The following is a 17,492-nucleotide window of genomic DNA, read 5'->3' on the forward strand; positions in this document are numbered from 1 at the left end:
CAGCAGGATCCCGGATGGTGCAGGCCTATTGGGATAGTTCGCTGTTGTATATTTTTCCACCTCGGTAATCATTTGGTTGGCATTCAGAAAATACTTTCATAATTTCAAAACGAAGTTCTGCGTGATTAGCCTCTGGTATTTCTCGACTAAGGCATATTTCTCCGTGTGCCGGATTGTGCTCTTCGGCTGTGTCGTATAAACACAGAGCCTTTTGATTATCAATTGTTATGCTCCTTAGATTGTTGCATGTAGCGATTAGAACTCTATTCCAAGATCGTTCCTTTTTAGGATCGTTTGCAAGAAAATCTGATACAAATCTGCTTAATTCATCATTTGAGGCTATCTTTTCACGCTGTATTGAGCAACCGCGATTAAAAATATGACTGATGATACTTGGTTTAATTTTTCCATTCTTTTTATTTATGTGTATTGGAGAAAAAACAAATCTAGCAATCAATTCTTCATTAGCAATTGGATAAGGCGAAAACTTGCTTGTTTTTTTGGATTCGCAGCCACAATCAGGTGCAGCCTCATAAATCAGTGCAACTCTATCCTCTTTCTTTGTTGTATTTAGGTTGAGTTTTTGGCAATCACACTCAGCTTTCTTGCCAAAAAACTTTTTGATTAGATTTTTAAACACCGATAAGGATTGATAGTACAGCAGGAACTTCTATTGAGTTAAATGAAAGCGTTCCTTTATGCCTATCATCATTTTTGGTTTTAATAAAATATGCGATGCGCTCATTGCCAAGAAATTCTAGGTCTGCATAAAAACCTTTGTCGTTCCAGTAAAGCGAAACATTTCCATTAGCATGAAGCATTGGTTCTGGAAGCTCGACTGATTCTCTAATTAGATGCATAAAACTAACGGCATCTTTGATTGAATTTTCTGATGGTTGGCGAGCTCCTTCACCATCCCAGCCGTTTTCAAATAATATCCAAGATCTGATTTCACCAATAATTTTTTCATAATCAGTGGTTGATCTTGTGTATTCATTTAAATTTAAATCATGGCTTTGCGTAGTTACACCAGACGTTTTAGGCCTTATTTCGGTAGTAAATGCACGATCAGTGTATGTTCTTATCGAATATGAAGCAAATTGTTCTGATGATGACGGCAAGCTGTTCATAGTTGGAATTGCTATTGAAGTCGTCAATAGTCCCCAAACAAAATGAGTAGTTTTTGCTGTACTTGTAATAGCCATTATATTTCTTCGTTTAAAGCAATTCGTCGGCACATTTTTTCAACAATCAACTCACTTAGTACAGATTTACTAAAATCATGGATATCATTCAGATGGTTTTCGATTATTGAAAATGGATTTTCAGTGTTATCTAACGGTATATAAGATGGTTGATTGAATTGATCGGTAACAGTGATAGCAATTGATACGATTTTTTTTTGTCCTTCAGGTTTTATATCATCAATATAATCAATATTAACATTTAATAATCTTTTTGTATGATCATCAGCTCGGATAAATACCCCTGTATGGCTGTGCCATAGTTCTTTTGTTCCGAAAATATGATTACAGATATATTTTGAATCCTCTCGAATTAAAAATTTAGGATTGCATTCATCAGGAATGCCTTTCCAGACAAATTTATCAGAATAATTCAAACCTATTGCGATCAGGTTACCGTCATTAGATAGGTATGTTGGTAATAATTCCTTAAAATATAAACTGGCTTTTCCCCAAATTTTCTCCCACCTTGTATAACTGGTTGTTATAAAAGTTATTGATGATCTTTCTATACGTAGTTCATCTACGACAGTTCCATCAGGCGCTACCCTTCTTAAGCCAATTCCCATACTAATAGGGGGATGATGTGTTACGGCGCCTTGTTTTTCAATAGGAATGCTCAATCCCTGCTTTGCCATTTCTACTTTTCCTGGCAAATCATCTTTAAATTTTTCTGAAAGTTTATAAGCTTCCATTAGTGATAAATCATCAAGCAAACGATTAAATTCTACGATAATAGCGACCTGTTCAATTGCATGGGCGTCATGAATAGGTTCAAAGCCTTGTTCATTCATAAGTAATATTGAATATCAAAATTTGATAATGTACTAATTCTATATTGAAAGTATCAATTACTAAAATTGAAACAGAACCCATGTATTGAGATAATTTATATGGCTCTAGACTAACAGATTGTTTTTGCTAGTTTAGAGCCTTTGAATGTTTACTTTTCTTCAACCACCACATTCTTCTTAACAATCGCCTGCGACCGTTCGATTTTCACTGTGTCTTTTTTGATCTGTTCAAGGGTTTTACCGTCCGCCTGGGTGGTGTATTTGATGCTGATGCTGTGTTCGCCGACCGGGACGTTGCTGAGCATGAAGAATCCTTGATCGTCGGCTATCGTATGAATTTGCGGCGATTCGGATAGGAAAACCTCGGTTTTCAGCGGAGTGAAGTTCTTGAATGCTATTACCCCGGCAATCGCACCGTATTGGGGTCCTTCGGCGCTTGCGGGAGAAATTTTATTGGCGACCGAGCGTACCATCAGCAAGATGGTTTCCGAGGCGAATCCGGCGACGAATGCCAGCGCCACCGAGTTGGTCAGATTGCTCGGTTCGATCAAGTAATAGGCCAGAATCGCCAGGAAAGGAGCGGAGATGAATTGCACGATCTGAAAAATCAGGTGCTCGCGGAATTCGTATTGCGTCAGGCGCGGTTGATGTTTGGTGGCGATATGTTCATCGCTGACCTGGCAGGCCGTTGCTTTTTTCTTTCCTTGCTCTTCTTCTTCGTCGCAATGGTTAATATAACCGCCGATGTTGATCACCCAGGTGCCGACCACTTTTTCCGGCGGTTGTTGCTCGCCCTTTGTATTGAGCCTGGGTTTGAAACAGCTTAAATGCTTGTCTTTATTGTCGAGCGAACAGCCGATGAAAACGGCGATCGGTTGATCACGCAGCGTTTCTATGGGTTTATTTTTGAATTCATTGATAAATGGATAAAAAGTCAGCAGCAGCGACAGCAGCATGAAGCTATAAGCAAAGATCATCCATTTATAACGCTGATGCGACCGTTGCTTTTCCAGTGTTTCCTTTTCCTCCGGTGTAATTCCTTCAGCCGGGATATAAGCGATGGGATCAGCGAAAATTTGCACGAAAATGATGCAGGTGAAAATGACACCCGGCAAAATCGGAATGGTGAATGCATCCGATTCCTGGTTGGCGCGAAACAGGGCGATGGCAAAGTACACCAGATTAAAGCCATACGCCAGAAACCAAAACCATTGCTGGCGGACGATTTTCGGTAAAAGCGTTATCAGGGGGTCGAACAGGTTACCGGCTGGATTGGGCTGCTTGGTCTTGTCGGGCGTTTTATGGTCATTCATCGTCTTGATCCTTTCTTATTGTCCACGGTGAGTCAAACAATCCGGTGAAGCGATTAGCCGTCCAATTTCAACGGGCTTGCCAAGGTTTTTATCGTATCTTCGTAGAATTGGCAATAAGCAACGGATAAATTTTGTAAAATTCCGTAAACCGCATTGCCGGGAATTCTCCGGAACCGTTCATTTTCATACAGGAAGCATGCATGATGAATTTTACGTTTATTCCCATCGTCGTCGGAATCAGTCTGTTTCTCGGCATGTTGCTGTTTTATGTAATGGGCAGGAGACTCGGATTCAAGCACTTTAACAAAGATGCGGAAACAGACGGCAAGCCGAGTGCCGGTACGATTGAAGCCGCTATTTTTGCGCTGTTCGGATTGTTAATCGCGTTTACGTTCTCCGGTGCTGCGTCAAGATTTGACGACCGTCGTCATTTGATCGCCGAAGAGACCAACGCCATTGGTACCGCATATTTGCGTTTGGATATCGTCGATGCGGATGCACGCGCCGAGCTGCAGGCATTGTTCCGCCGTTATACCGATTCTCGTTTGAAATACTACAAAAGACTTCCGGACGTTGAAGCGGCACAGCACGAATGGAATAACAGCATGGTGCTGCAGAATACGATCTGGACGCAGGCAGTGGCAGCGTGTCGCACGCAAACCGTTCCATCTGCTTGCGTGGTGGTGCTTCCGGCGCTGAACGCGATGATCGACATTACCACGACGCGCAAGATGGCAATGATGATGCACCCGCCCAAAATCATTTTTGTGCTGCTGTTTGTGTTTGCCTACGGCTGTTCATTCATTGCCGGTTATGGCACAGCCAGGAATCCGTCGCACCGCTGGGTGCATCCGATGGTGTTTGCCACAATGACGGCGATTGCGGTGTATGTCATCGTCGACATCGAGTATCCACGGTTTGGCGTGATCCGCGTGGATGCGGCGGATCAGATTCTGATCGAACTGCGTGAGAGCATGAACCGGAAAGCCGAATGATTCCGGATTTGCCGGAATTCTATCAGCGAAACCGGCTATTTCCCGCGCATGAACAATTTATCCAGCTCGGCCAGGCTGGTTTCAAACCAAGTTGGCCGTCCGTGATTGCATTGACCGGCGCGTTCGGTTTGTTCCATGTCGCGCAGCAACGCGTTCATTTCTTCGAGTGTTAACTGACGGTTAGCGCGTACTGCACCGTGGCATGCCATGGTGGCGAGGATTTCGTTGCGTTTGGCTGTGAGGATCTGGCTGGCGCCGAATTCACGGATTTCTTGTAGCAGATCGCGCGCGAGCTGGGCAATATCGGCATTTTTCAAGGTTGCTGGCACGGCGCGGACCGCTAGCGTGTTGGGTGACAGGATAGCAATGTCGAATCCGAGTTGTGTTAACGTGTTTTGATTTTCTTCGGTTACGGCAACTTCCAAATTGTCGGCATGAAATACTGCCGGAATCAGCAGCGGCTGCATTGCAATTTCGTGCCGGTCGAGCGCTTGTTTCAATTGCTCGTACAGAATGCGTTCGTGCGCGGCATGCATGTCGACCACCACCAGCCCGCGGGCATTTTGCGCCAGGATATAGATGCCATGTAATTGCCCCAGGGCAAAACCAAGCGGGTAGTCGTCTTTTTCTTCGTTTGAGACTGGTTGAGCGGCTGTTACGGTTGCTGCGGCAATTGGCGGATTTCTTGGCGCTGCGGGGAGAGGCGGCGCTGTACCGAACAAAGTGCCGTAAAAACTGGCCGGTTGTGACACCTTGCCGGTATCTGCAACGCTGGCTTGCGGGTACTTGGAAAATGGCCGCGCGGTGAGTGCAGGTTCATTAGTTTGAACCGGTTGCTCTCGGTGAGGCGCTGCCAACGCTTTATGGATGGCATGAAAAATGAACTGATGCAATGCGCGCGCTTCGCGGAAACGGACTTCGGTTTTGCTCGGGTGCACGTTGACATCGACGCTTTCCGGATCAATCTCAAGAAACAACACAAACGCCGGATGCCGTTCCAGATGCAGCACATCGCGATAAGCTTCGCGCAGCGCATGCGAAATCAGCTTGTCGCTGACGAAACGGTTGTTGACAAAAAAATACTGCATGTCGCGTGAAGATCTGGCAAAAGCTGGCAGCGCGACCATGCCGGTCAGACGCATGCCGGTAGATTGTTCATCCACCAGCGTGCCTGCTTGGCCGAAATCGTCTCCCAGAATCGCGGCGATCCGTTGCGGCATGCTGGCGGCACGGAGGTGGCGGCGTATCTTGCCGTTGTGCTGCAACATGAATTCAATGCCGCCTTGCGAGAGCGCGATGCGCTTGAAAGTTTCGTCGCAATGCGCAAATTCGGTGGTTTCGGATTTCAGGAATTTGCGCCGGGCCGGAATATTGAAGTACAAGTCGTTGACGTCCACAATCGTGCCTTGCGTCAATGCTGCCGGAGCGGGCTGGGAGGCAGTAGAACCTTCGGCGTGGATTTGCCAGGCGTGTTCTTGTTCCTGCTGCTGACTGGTGAGCGTCAATCGGGCTACGGCGGCAATGCTGGCCAGCGCTTCGCCGCGAAAGCCCAGGCTGGTGATTTTGTGCAGGTCTTCCAGCGTGCTGATTTTGCTGGTGCTATGACGCGTTAGCGCCAGCAGCAATTCGTCCTTGGCGATACCCGCGCCGTCATCCGCGACGCGAATTTGCTTGATCCCGCCTTGTTGCAGTTGCACGGTGATTTTTTTGGCGCCAGCGTCGATGCTGTTTTCCAGAATTTCCTTGAGTGCCGCCGCAGGACGTTCGACCACCTCACCGGCAGCGATTTGGTTGATCAGTAATTCGGGAAGCGGTTTGATCGGCGGCATAAAAAACTGTGACTTAAAATTTGTGATTATAATGCGGAAGGACAACGCGTTCATTGTACGTTGGACGATCATTCAACTGTCAACAATCTGGGGAGTGAAAATGTTATCGATTGATAAGCTGAAATCGCAGGTTCCCGATGCCGTGCTGGCTCAAATTCCCGATTGTGCCGCCAAATTCGGCATCGATTCACCGCTGCGCCTGGCCCACTTTCTCGCGCAATGCGCGCATGAAAGCGCGGAGTTCAAAGCCTTGGAAGAAAATCTGAATTATTCCGCTGATGGATTGAAGAAGGTATTTTCCAAATATTTTCCCGGTGATCTGGCGAATGGTTATGCCCGTCAACCGGAAAAGATCGCTTCGCGGGTATACGCCAATCGCATGGGTAACGGTGACGAAGCCAGCAAAGAAGGCTATAAATACCGCGGACGGGGTTACATTCAACTGACCGGAAAAGATAACTACGATGCGTTTGCCAAAGCGATTGGCGATGATGTGGTGACTAACCCGGATTGGGTCAAAACCAAATACCCGCTGTTGTCCGCCGCATGGTTTTGGAACACTCGCGCACTCAATGAATTGGCCGATCAAGGCGCGAGCGATGATGTCGTGACAAAAATCACCAAGAAAGTGAATGGCGGCACGCTGGGGTTGGATGACCGGATCAGCCATTTCAAAAAGTATTACGCGTTATTGGCTTGAAAGCATTCGCGTATGCCGCCGGGTTGCTGGGTTTGATCCCCATTCATGGATGGGCGGCGGGGTCGCATTGCCAGCCGCACGAGCAAATCATTTTTTCGTGCTCATTGGGTAAGAAAACGGTTTCGGTCTGCGCGTCGAAAGATCTTTCTGCGGATAATGGCTATTTGCAATATCGATTCGGACAACCAGGCAGAATTGAGTTAAACCTGCCAGCATTGCCGCAATCGGCGCCAGTAAACCAATTCGTGCAAGCCCGGTCATTGATGTTTTCCGGCGGTGGTGGCGGTTATCTGAGATTTATCAGCGAACCATATCACTACATTGTCTACTCCGCGATTGGCAAGGGCTGGGGGCCGAAAGACGGGGTGGCGGTGGAAAAAAGCGGCCGATTGATGGCCTATCACGAATGCCGGGATATTCCGGTTTCAAAATTAAGCGATGCTCTCTTTTCTGATGCTGGCTTGTTGCCCGATCAGCGTGAATTCATGATTCCCGGTATCGACTGATCGCTATCTCCGGCTTCAGACAATGCCGGTTGAAGAAATTCGAAGGATTGCTGGCTGACGGTTTTGATGAAGTCTGTGAGCGGCATCGGCTTGCCGATCAAGTATCCTTGAATCACATCGCAGCCGAGTTCGGTCAATCGCCTGAAGGTATCGATATCTTCCACGCCTTCCGCAACGACGGTTAAGTTCAACTGATGTGCGAGGTTAATGATGGAATCGACAATTCTTTCGTGCTTGGGGTGCGTTGTCATTTGCCTCACGAAAATCATATCGATTTTAACCTCGTCCAGCGGCAGCTCCAGCATGCGCGACATCGAGGAATAACCGGTGCCGAAATCATCCATGGAAAGTTTTAACCCCATGTCTTTCAGATGGTTGAGCGTGTCAAGAATATTCCGGTTGGTATCCATCACAGCGGTCTCCGTGACTTCAACGGTAATGCGATCGGAAGGAATATTCCAGATATTGAGCGCTTGCGCGGTCAAGTCGATGATGTCCGGTTCGCGCAGATCGTCAGCGGAAAAATTGATGGACACTCCCGCATCAATCCCTGCTTTGCGGTAAGTTGAACACTCGCGTAATGCGGTATGTAAAACCCATTGCGTGAGCTTGGGCATCAGTATCGAGCCTTCCGCGACCTGAATCAGTTTATCCGGCCTAATCGGTCCATGGTGTGGATGCGTCCAACGCAACAGCGCTTCCGTCGATTCGATTTTGCCGCTGGCAACGGAGAATTGCGGTTGAAATTGTAAATGCAGGGCGCTTGTTTCGATTGCTTCGTTCAAGTCAGACCAGAGATGGAGCTGGGTCAGATAGGCATCTTCCGGGTTCTCCACAAAAAGCTTAATCAATTCTTTTTCTTGCAATGCTTGTTGCATGGCAAGGCTGGCGTTGCGCATCATGAGATCAATTGTGCTATTTTTATCACAACCATATGCCACCCCGATGCACGGGTTCAACAGGATATTTTGCCTTCCAAGCGGAAACGGCGAGTTTAGAATTCTGGTAATCTTATGAGCGGCCAATACGGCATGGGCATGGGCCAGTAAATTGACCAATAAGCAACTGACTTGATGACGTCCGGTGATACCGGTCAGATCTTCCGGATTAAGCGCGTCTGCAAGCTGCGTGGCGATTGTCTGTATGATTTGATCGACGGCTGCATAGCCCAGTATTCCGTCCAGTTCGGCAAGCCGTCCGAGATTAATGGTCAGAACGGCATGATTTCCGCAGGTGTTGCCGGAATCCGATAACTTGCGCTCAGCCGCTTGTAAAAAATTTGGATAACTTAGAATTGGCATGATGAAAGGGGCTACAGATAGAATCTCTTCGGATCGATCCCATAAGCGCCTTGGGGTAAGTCGTTGATAATTTTATAGGGAACTCCCACCGGACTTAGGTCGAATTTTTTTAAGTCAACCGTAGCGGGATTATCATAAGGTTTTTTCTTTGCATCGCAAATGACCATAATGCGCGGCAAGAAACGTTGAGTCCGGTTTTGCGAGAGTACAATCGCAACTTCTCCGGTGTTGAGTTCGACTAAGCAGCCAACCGGAAAAATACTGATGCAATGGGCGAATTGTTCTACCAATGCAAAATTGAGGCCATTTTGCGCATTTCCCTTGAGTTCCTTGATCGCCTCGAATGGTCTCAAGCCAGGCATGCCGGACTGGCCCCAGATCAATTCTTCATAACTATCAACGACTGCGGCCATACGGCCATAGGGATGAATCTGATTGGCGTATAAGTTCAGCGGATAACCATTACCATTTTCCCGTTCGTGATGCTGGGTAACGATCTTGATGACTTCATCCGAGACATTGCATAACTGAGTCACGATTTCTTGACTGTACGCGATGTGCTGTTTCATCAATTTTCGTTCCTCGGGTTTAAGATACATGCTTCTTTTGGTTTGAATTTCCTTAGGTAAGCGTTGCTTGCCGATATCCATCAGTAATCCGCCTAACCCAAGCACTGACAATTCCCGGCGTGGAAGGCCCAAGTGCCGGCCGAATGCGAGCATATGCACCGAAGTTTTGACTGCGCTGTCGTATAGTTCCTTCCCGGTTGATTTTAGCTGAGCAAGCAGGAGTGCTGCATCAGGATTCCGGATAACGCTTTCGCATAGTGTATCCACGACTTCATGCGCGGCGTGTATATCAAATTTAATGCCGCGCTCGATATTGTTTGTAATGTCATTCAGCAAAGCGAGCGTGAAATCGTATGCTTTCGTGGCAGCAGGTATTTCCTGTTCAGCAGTGCGGAAATCGTCGTATGTCTTCACGCGTTGCAGCAATGGATCCAGTTGCAATAGTTTCTCGCTATTACTGGATTTATTCTGGTTTGCCGATGATGTGGCTTGGTTAAAGACGGCGAAAGGCAAATGCTTTTGTACTACGAAAGGTTCGCTGCGCTCAATATCGACAAAGACAAACTGGCAAATTTTCTTTAGGGCTGCAATATCTTTCTCTGTCCGCATCAGCACACCCTGCAGCGGGAAAGGTGTATCCAGCCAAGGGCGATCCAATTGGCTGACATACATGCCCACTTTTAAATCCAGGATAGGGATTTCTATGCTTGAATTGTTGATCATTGCAGGCCGTTGAATGATAGTTGGAATGAATAAGTTATAAACAAACCGTTGTTTTTCAGACGAGTCCAAAGGACTGTTAAAACAAAATATAGCTATAAATACGACGCGTAGAAAAGAACCTTAAAAGATTTTTATCGCACGGGGTTGATAAAGAACTCACGCATCAAAAAATCTTCCAGTGCCGCGGTATCTTTTTCTCGTGCCGAAAGCACAACCACGCGATGCAAACGGTGCGATTCCCAGTTGAAATCTTCCTTGTAATATTCCCGGATCAATTGGATCATGCGGCGGATGATGGCGCGTTCGATATCGCCCTCCGGCCCGGCGGTGACTTGAATCATTTGTAAGCGCGGGTTGCTTTGTCCCGTTGTCCAGGCGCGGAACGAGAATTCGGCGGTGCGGGGGCCTATGCGCAGGATCTGAAAGATGCCGCTGGTACCGGAGGTTTGCAGATTCCGCCGGATATTGGCCATGCGGATTTCGTCCGCAGAAGGTTGTTTTGCGGCGCTACTAGCGGCGGCTGTTTCCGGGTTGTCGAAAATTCCTGCCGCTTGGCGGCGGGATTTAATATATTCGGATAGATCAGCCGGCGCATCGGCTGGCGCTTGTGTGGAGGGAGCGGATTTGGCAACTTCTTTTGCCGGTATGGGTGTCTTGAGTTTAGGCTGCTCGGCGGCTTTGGGTTTTGGCTGCGGCCGCGAAGACGGCGCTGGCGCGGGCTGGGGTAGCGGTTTTGTTGCTGGCTTGGGTTCTTCCACAGCTTTGGGTTTTTCCGGTTGCGGCGGTGGCGGACTGGGGGCGGCAGCCGGCATGGAACTGGAGGCGTTTTCATCTTCGTGCAAATCGATGAAACTTGCCGCGATGGGCGGCGGTGTCTCAATGTCAACTTCCGGCAGCGATAAAAAGAAACCCAAAGCCCAGACGATCAGCAGCCAGATGAGCGCAGCCAGCGGCAATGGCCACCACAGGCGAATTTCTCTCGATCGTGAGCTTGCCATGTATTTCCGCTATTTGTGCCTAACGGCGATCAAGAAATGCTGCGCGCCGGCAGTGCGGGCACGCAGCATGGCTTGTACCACGATTCCTTGTGGCGCTTCGGTATCCGCGGAGACGATCAATTTTTGCTTGGAGTCCGCAAGCAGTGGTTTTAGCGTGCTGGCGAGCGTATCGAGTGTGACGGCCGTCTGATTGATAAAGATTTTGCTGTCTTTGGTTAATGTCAGCGTGACCGGCTTTTCCGCGCTCAGTTTTTCCGCTTGTCCTTCAGGCAGATCAACTTGCAATGAATCCAGGTTTTGCATCGATAACGAAGCCAGCATGAATGTCGCCAGCAAGAAAAACATTACGTCGATCATCGGGATGATCTCGATCTTGCCTTTCTGGACCGATCGGGTTTTACGCAGTTTCATCGAGATTGTCCTGTTGATCCAGACGGATGTTGTCGATCAGCCGAGTGCCTAATCGTTCCATTTCATCCATGGTCAGCGACTGCAAACGGGAAAAATAATTGAAACCGAACAATGCTACCAGCGCAATGGCCAGTCCGACGACGGTTGCAATCAATGCTTCCGCAACGCCGCCAGTAACCGCCGTCGGATTGACCAGGCCTTCGCTGCCGATTACCTGGAATGCCCGCATCATGCCGATCACGGTTCCCACCAGACCCAACAGCGGTGCGGCAGTGACGATGGTTTCCAGCGCCCAGAGCCGGCGCGCAAGCGATTCTTCAATAATTTGCGCTTCATCGGCGGCGCGCGATTCCGTCCACCAAGCGGGTTGGTGGCGATTGGAAATGACAACTTCAAAGAACCGCTTGTAATAATGACGGCTATCTAGTCCGGAAAGAATTTTTTCCAGGTCGTTCCATTTGAAGCCATAGGTTTCCACCAGATTGAGCAAATCGCTGGAAAGCCGGGCATACCGCCAATAGATAAATGCCTTTTCAAGCATAATCGCTACTGCGATTATGCCCAATAAAACCAGCGGAATGATGATGATTCCGCCAAGCTTCAACATTATCCAGGCCTGATTTAGTTCTTCCATCATGTTCAACTCCAGATTAAGACTATCCATAATTTTTATGTAACCAGTACCTTTGAGAATTCATGAGAAGAGCACCGCAAACCCAATGCAGTGCAGTATTTTTCACAAAAATTGTTATATCAGAAATTTTAAAATTCATAACAGATCTATGACCGTGATAATTCGAGAGAATTTTTCGCATTAAGTCACTGGTTGGATCTAATCGAACGGATGATAAGAATAGTGGAAAAACGCCTGCAGTTAAAACTATTTAATGGCAAAATGGCGCACTATTATGGCATTGTTGCAGAAAGACACGAAGCGCGCCTGAATGACTTCTTACTTGAGAGTGCGGGCGGATGAAACAATTAAAACAACCAGATTATTTGTCAAAAATGAAGAATTGCTTATCAATGTTAATACTGCTATTGATTGTCAGTCCTGTGCACGCGGAATGGATCAAAGTGGATATTGCGGCAAAAAATAGCGAGACACATTATTTTGATCCGGGCACGATATTTAAGGACGGACCGCTCCGGAAAATCTGGGTATTATCCAGTTATGAAGAAATGCAAAAGGGTGGTTTCCGTGCGGTCAAAACACAGTATGAATTTGACTGTCAGCGCCACCAGGCCCGCTCGATCACGATGTTGCTTTATCCCGACCGGGATGCGACCGGTGATGTGATCGGTGCGCACCGCACTGATTCGGGTAATTGGTTTAGTTTCTCTGCCAGTTCAATGTTCCGGCATATCGAAGAGACCGTTTGTGATGATTGAAAGCCCTTTCCTGCCACCGGCGGGGAGCAATCATTTATTGCTATGAAGATAATGACTAATCAGTTTTGATGAATTCATTAATCATCACTTGTATGCGCGAGTGGTGGCTTCCCTGCCAGTAAATTTGTCCGCAGTCCTGACAAGTTAAGAATTTATCGTAGTATTTTTTCGTGAGTGGCTGCAAACGGTGGTCAATTTGTTGTTTGGCGATTTTTGCTAAATGACCATTGCAACGGGTGCAGCGTGTCAGAGGTTTGATCGCCGGATACAGATCAAATTTTTTCAAAACTTCGTGTATCTGTATCTTCGGGATATCCGCTCTAACAAAATAACCGAAAATGATGATCTTGCGTTGTAATAGCAATCGATCCCGCGTCAGCAGCATGCGCTGTTGGTCATGTGAGATTTCAGCGATCGCGTTGTCGTCAAAATCATTCCGGTAGAGACAGTCAAAACCTAGCAATCTAAGATAACGCGCCAGCTTGCCGAGATTGGTGTCGGCCACAAATGTAAGCGGATGCGGTAATTCGGGGCGAAGGCGTAACCGCGTTGAAACCGGGCACTTTTCAAGGGTTGGATAAACCTCGATATGATCGGTATCGTGCACAAGATAGTCAAAATCCACAGCCTGTCCATTAACCAGAATCAACGCAACTTCGGTATGCGGCACGTTAAAGGATTCAATCATATCCTTGATCGAAGCTTTGCGAGAAAAACGCTGATGGATTTCCTTGTCACGAAGTTCCGGAACAAGGAAATCATTTAATGATTGATGAAAATGTATTCCGATCTGAGCCACCGAATACCATGTCCATGAAAAAGTGGTATAGACAATAGCGGCTGTATTTAAAGCCGAGGTTGGGGTAATTTGATTAAGATCAAAGTTTCAACCTGTCTTACCCGGTAATCTCCCTACTGTCGTAGCAGTGAATTAAATGATTAACAAAAAGAGAAGGTTTTGAAATGAAAATTACATATCTATTGGCAGTATCAGCAGTTTTGGTTTTAGTTGCGTGCGGTGGTAAGCCAACAGCGCCTGAATCCCCTGATCCGGATGCGTATGGTAAAACTATTCAACCATTCCACCAAATTCCTGCGGGTGATCAGGAAGGTGGCGGAAAAGCTCGTTCGACCGAGGACAAATCTAACTACTGATCGTTAGAAGAAATAATCAGTGTTCGATAGTTTAAATTGCATACAATTTTTTCTATGGAACACTGAATTTTATTACTATCCGCAGTTAAGCAGCTGATCAAAAGAAAGCAGCAACTTCAAGGCTTCTGTATTTTAGAACCCCGGTTTCCCGAATAAGCGTTATTGTGTTGTCCAGGATAATTGATAGGCTTCCGGGAAGGGGCCGGCCTTATAATCAATATTCCCTTTCGCTTCGATATTTTTCTGTAACAATACTTGGCGAACCATTTCGGGAATCATCACCATCCCGACATAACGTCCCAAGCATTCGTGGTTTCCGAATCCAAAATGGAAATAGTTGTACCAATTGCGTTGCGGGATGAATTCATCCGGTGACTCAAATGCCCGTTCGTCGAACATTGCCGATAATGTCACCGGCAACACATAGGTTCCGGTACGCAGCACTGTTTCATAATTTGTTCCTTTAGCCGCGGTATAGTCGCTTGCGGTCGTGCGGAATAAATAAGGGGTGATCGGTGAGAACCGCAGCGCTTCCCAAACGATACCATCGAAATCCGCCGTATCTTCTTTTTGTGCCGCTGTTTTTGCGGCTTCCAGCCATTGCGGATGTTGAAACAGATACTGCAATATTTGGGCAACTGCTTGCGAAGTGGTTTCAATCGCACCGATCAGCAGACCGCCGGCATTGACACCCAAGCGCTTGATGTCAAAATCCAATTCTTTGGCGAAGCTGGTCCGTAACATTCTGGTTACGATGTCGTCCCGTAACCGTATGATAGTCGAAAAAGTGAGTTTTTCCGCCTTGACTGCAAGAAAACGTTTTGCAATCAGCATGGTGATGTACTCACCCAGTTTTTTGGAGGTTTCGTTATGGCGATCAATGATACGCTGTGACAATTCCGGAGGCACCAAATCGAACGGATGGTTGTGAAAGGTATCGTATTGGTTCCAGTAGGACCACTCGATCAGGTCTTCCCGGTTAGCGCCGGTTAGACCGAAATAGTCCTGTACCAGCGTGGCTGGAACCATGCGGCAAAAGCTGTTCACGATCTCGATTTGGCCGTTGGCTTTACCGAGAATGCCACGGGCGATATCCGCAACCATGTTGCGTACTTTCGGCAGGTCATCTCGATTGAGCATGAATTGCATGAGTGACTTTTCCCGCGTATGCAATGCATCGTCATCATGCGCCATTAAGTAGTTATCCATTTTTGGAACATAAGGTTTGACGGTAAAAACCTTATACATTTTCAAAATTTCCCTGACATCGTCAAACCGGGTCACCAGCGTGCAATCCGGTGTTACTAAAATCGGACGTTTTTCGCGCAATTCTTTGAAGAAAGGTAACGGTTCGGTATCCATCCATCGGCGCACCAATGGAAATTTCTCTGTATCGGGGGCTGCGTCATACCGTTCAAGATAACTTGTACTCATTTTATTCCTCCCTGTTTAATTCATGACCAATCATTGCAATTAAAGAGTCTTCAGATATTCCAGTAAATCCAGCCGCTCTTCCTTGGAGAGCGGTTTCAGAATTTTTCCGTTGAGTTGCGCCGTTTTGCCGGTGGTATATTCGTGACCTGCGTTACTATTGCCTTTCAAACTGGTATCGAAAGTGAAGCCTTCGTATCCGCTGCTTTTAAGGCCTACTTTGCCGGGATCGAATTCTCTCGAACCCACTTCAAATTGATCCGGGCGGTATTCGCCGTCTTCCGGATCGCCTTCTTGTTTTTTGGGTAATAACAGATCATACAGAGTCGGGACGGAACCGTTATGAAGATAAGGCGCCGTTGCCCAAATGCCGTTCAATGACCGTGCTTTATAAGCATTCAGCGAAGCCAGCGGTTTTGCCGTGGTATCCGGATCGTAGTTGCCATGCTTGATCGATGACTTGATTTCATTGTGAAAGAATGCCTTTCCAATATCCACAATCCAATCCCCCCAGCGCTGGAAGAACAATTTGTCGGGGTCCGGTGTGGCGACCACATTCAACGTTGCTTTAGTCAACAACGCTGCAACCGGCGCTTTTTGATCCAATAAAATGCTGCCCACACCGACATCGACATATTGGTTGCGCAAGATGCCGGAATAACCGGTACGGTTGAAACTGTTCTCGGCCATGACCGGATCCGTCCCGATATCGCTGACTCTGGACATGATGGCAATTACCCGGCGATCCGGGTCATCACGCACGATGTTGGCGTGGCAGCTGGCGCAGTATTCGTTGAATAACGATTGACCGCGCGACGCGCGTTGATGGTCAATCGGGCCGAGAATATCTTCCGGCCATTTAGGGGATTGCAGTTTTTGCAAGTGCGATTCGATCTCGCGCAGATTGTGGACGTTCACGGAAGAATCGAAACTGATCTTAGTGCGGGTATTTTGTCCGCCGATCAAAGTGGAAATCGTCATTCCCTTCTCTTCATTCCAATCCAACGTGCCGAACACACCGATTACCTCACCGGTATTCCGTCCGACCGGACCTAGTCCGGCGTTGGCTGCCAGACCGTTCCATTGTACATAATCGTGTTGCGGAATATCCCATAAGAACGGATAGCTGACAGGCGCATCGGCTGGGTTATAGATTGCTTTCCGTAACCTTCCCAGCTGCCATTTTGTAAGATTTTGAGTCAAGCGTTCCACCATCCGGTCGCGTTGATCACCGGTAGGAATCTTGTCCAGATCGGCCATGATTTGATCGAGTTCTTCGTCGCTCATGCCTTTGTCGCGCATGATCTTGCGATCGCGCAGCAGCTCTCGCAACTCTCTTTCGTTGATGAGATGCTCAAGAACCCGGTTGTAAATGCGTCCAAATGCATCCAACCGGGCATAGCCATAAGGGGTTGGGCTGCGGTTGATGATGGTGTAGTTGGTGAGACGCTGTTCGTATTTCGCCAGATCACCGAGCACTTCGGTCTCGGACTTGTAATTACCGCGCGCCAGCACATTTTTGACAAACCGGGCTTTCGCTTCCTCATTTTCGCGTGTGTATTTCAGCGCTTTTGAGAGACCGATCATGATTTCTTCCATATCGGCGTTGGCTGGGCCGCCATCGATCCGGATACCGACACCGTTATAGTTTACCTGGCCGGTATGGCAAGCTGCGCAGGTGAGGCCTACGTATTGCTGTCCTTTATAATCGTCCTTGACCCAACCGACCGGTAATGCATCCGGATTGTAGGATGTGGCTTTTTGCGGCAGGTAGCGATAGGCATTCATGTTCTCGTTGGAACGGAACAGCTCGGATTCTCCCGGTTTTTCCAATACCATGAAGAAATCATAAGGCATCAGGTTGGATCCTTGGGTTGTGGTATAAAACCATAGACTGTCAGAAATATCCCAGCCTTGATCCAGATATTTGACAGTTGTATAACTGTCGCCGAACGGATCTTGTTGGACCGTGGTTGCGCCACGATCAGGGTCGGTTTCCGGAATAAGTGAACAGGAAGATATTCCGAATAATAGAAGCAAAGCTGAAATAAAAGATAGAAACCGCTGATATGACGATACAAATGACTGTTCCACGTTGATTCCCCTTTTAACTAGAATTTGTTGAACTGGT

18 protein-coding genes are annotated in these 17,492 nt (G+C 47.4%); 5 read left to right on the plus strand and 13 right to left on the minus strand.

From position 1 onward, the window contains the following. Window positions 1–25: 25 nt before the first annotated feature. From RBH92_RS01250 to RBH92_RS01265, 4 genes are all read right to left on the minus strand, one after another. A complete protein-coding gene (locus RBH92_RS01250; protein WP_307932925.1) occupies window positions 26–640 on the minus strand; it encodes a hypothetical protein in 615 nt (204 codons plus the stop codon). Then, the gene (locus tag RBH92_RS01255) at window positions 633–1,205 is read right to left on the minus strand and encodes a hypothetical protein (RefSeq protein WP_307932926.1); all 573 of its coding nucleotides are present in this window, start codon (window positions 1,203–1,205) and stop codon (window positions 633–635) included. The genes RBH92_RS01250 and RBH92_RS01255 overlap by 8 nt, the downstream gene beginning before the upstream one ends. After that, window positions 1,205–2,038: a TIGR04255 family protein gene (locus tag RBH92_RS01260; RefSeq protein ID WP_307932927.1), complete on the minus strand. Its 834-nt coding sequence runs from the start codon at window positions 2,036–2,038 to the stop codon at window positions 1,205–1,207. Before RBH92_RS01260 ends, RBH92_RS01255 begins: the two co-directional genes overlap by 1 nt. Window positions 2,039–2,187: 149 nt before the next feature. Beyond that, a complete protein-coding gene (locus RBH92_RS01265) occupies window positions 2,188–3,351 on the minus strand; it encodes a hypothetical protein (RefSeq protein ID WP_307932928.1) in 1,164 nt (387 codons plus the stop codon). Window positions 3,352–3,551: 200 nt separating this feature from the next. Here RBH92_RS01265 and RBH92_RS01270 point away from each other — a divergent pair, with 200 nt between their 5' ends. Further along, a complete protein-coding gene (locus tag RBH92_RS01270; protein WP_307932929.1) occupies window positions 3,552–4,346 on the plus strand; it encodes a bestrophin-like domain in 795 nt (264 codons plus the stop codon). 35 nt (window positions 4,347–4,381) lie between these two features. Here the strand turns inward: RBH92_RS01270 and mutL are convergent, their stop codons facing one another. Further along, complete coding sequence (mutL, locus tag RBH92_RS01275; protein ID WP_307932930.1) at window positions 4,382–6,175, minus strand: DNA mismatch repair endonuclease MutL; 1,794 nt, start codon at window positions 6,173–6,175, stop codon at window positions 4,382–4,384. A 100-nt stretch (window positions 6,176–6,275) separates the two neighbouring features. Here mutL and RBH92_RS01280 point away from each other — a divergent pair, with 100 nt between their 5' ends. After that, window positions 6,276–6,875, plus strand: coding sequence for a glycoside hydrolase family 19 protein (locus RBH92_RS01280; RefSeq protein WP_307932931.1), 600 nt, complete (start codon window positions 6,276–6,278; stop codon window positions 6,873–6,875). Beyond that, the gene (locus RBH92_RS01285) at window positions 6,872–7,381 is read left to right on the plus strand and encodes a hypothetical protein (RefSeq protein ID WP_307932932.1); all 510 of its coding nucleotides are present in this window, start codon (window positions 6,872–6,874) and stop codon (window positions 7,379–7,381) included. The genes RBH92_RS01280 and RBH92_RS01285 overlap by 4 nt, the downstream gene beginning before the upstream one ends. Here RBH92_RS01285 and RBH92_RS01290 read toward each other — a convergent pair. The 5 genes from RBH92_RS01290 to RBH92_RS01310 all read right to left on the minus strand — a co-directional run bounded on the left by RBH92_RS01290 (window position 7,348) and on the right by RBH92_RS01310 (window position 12,020). Then, window positions 7,348–8,682 (minus strand): putative bifunctional diguanylate cyclase/phosphodiesterase, encoded by a 1,335-nt coding sequence (locus tag RBH92_RS01290; protein ID WP_307932933.1) that lies wholly within the window; start codon window positions 8,680–8,682, stop codon window positions 7,348–7,350. The two genes, RBH92_RS01285 and RBH92_RS01290, sit on opposite strands and share 34 nt — an antisense overlap. A gap of 11 nt (window positions 8,683–8,693) precedes the next feature. Then, on the minus strand, window positions 8,694–9,974 hold the full coding sequence (locus RBH92_RS01295; protein ID WP_307932934.1) for a cyclic di-GMP phosphodiesterase: 1,281 nt from the start codon (window positions 9,972–9,974) through the stop codon (window positions 8,694–8,696). A gap of 131 nt (window positions 9,975–10,105) precedes the next feature. After that, window positions 10,106–10,972: a hypothetical protein gene (locus RBH92_RS01300; protein WP_292925579.1), complete on the minus strand. Its 867-nt coding sequence runs from the start codon at window positions 10,970–10,972 to the stop codon at window positions 10,106–10,108. A gap of 9 nt (window positions 10,973–10,981) precedes the next feature. Then, entirely contained in the window at window positions 10,982–11,383 is a 402-nt protein-coding gene (locus RBH92_RS01305; protein ID WP_292925578.1) for an ExbD/TolR family protein, read from the minus strand. Further along, window positions 11,370–12,020 (minus strand): MotA/TolQ/ExbB proton channel family protein, encoded by a 651-nt coding sequence (locus tag RBH92_RS01310; RefSeq protein WP_307932935.1) that lies wholly within the window; start codon window positions 12,018–12,020, stop codon window positions 11,370–11,372. The genes RBH92_RS01305 and RBH92_RS01310 overlap by 14 nt, the downstream gene beginning before the upstream one ends. 389 nt (window positions 12,021–12,409) lie before the next feature. Between RBH92_RS01310 and RBH92_RS01315 the strand changes: the two genes are divergently transcribed. Continuing rightward, window positions 12,410–12,775, plus strand: coding sequence for a surface-adhesin E family protein (locus RBH92_RS01315; RefSeq protein ID WP_307932936.1), 366 nt, complete (start codon window positions 12,410–12,412; stop codon window positions 12,773–12,775). A 55-nt stretch (window positions 12,776–12,830) separates the two neighbouring features. On the opposite strand, the gene RBH92_RS01320 is transcribed toward RBH92_RS01315, so the two are convergent. Continuing rightward, on the minus strand, window positions 12,831–13,574 hold the full coding sequence (locus RBH92_RS01320; RefSeq protein WP_307932937.1) for a Mut7-C RNAse domain-containing protein: 744 nt from the start codon (window positions 13,572–13,574) through the stop codon (window positions 12,831–12,833). A gap of 164 nt (window positions 13,575–13,738) precedes the next feature. On the opposite strand from RBH92_RS01320, the gene RBH92_RS01325 reads away from it, so the two are divergent. Next, window positions 13,739–13,930 carry a hypothetical protein gene (locus tag RBH92_RS01325; protein ID WP_292925574.1) on the plus strand — a complete coding sequence of 64 codons (192 nt, stop codon included), beginning with the start codon at window positions 13,739–13,741 and terminating at the stop codon, window positions 13,928–13,930. A gap of 159 nt (window positions 13,931–14,089) precedes the next feature. On the opposite strand, the gene RBH92_RS01330 is transcribed toward RBH92_RS01325, so the two are convergent. Together RBH92_RS01330 and RBH92_RS01335 are read right to left on the minus strand one after the other, a co-directional pair. After that, window positions 14,090–15,364 (minus strand): cytochrome P450, encoded by a 1,275-nt coding sequence (locus tag RBH92_RS01330; RefSeq protein WP_307932938.1) that lies wholly within the window; start codon window positions 15,362–15,364, stop codon window positions 14,090–14,092. A gap of 39 nt (window positions 15,365–15,403) precedes the next feature. Beyond that, window positions 15,404–17,455 (minus strand): di-heme-cytochrome C peroxidase, encoded by a 2,052-nt coding sequence (locus RBH92_RS01335; RefSeq protein ID WP_307932939.1) that lies wholly within the window; start codon window positions 17,453–17,455, stop codon window positions 15,404–15,406. Between the last annotated feature and the right edge of the window lie 37 nt (window positions 17,456–17,492).

It is taken from the genome of Nitrosomonas sp. sh817 (genome assembly GCF_030908545.1).
Lineage (GTDB): Bacteria > Pseudomonadota > Gammaproteobacteria > Burkholderiales > Nitrosomonadaceae > Nitrosomonas.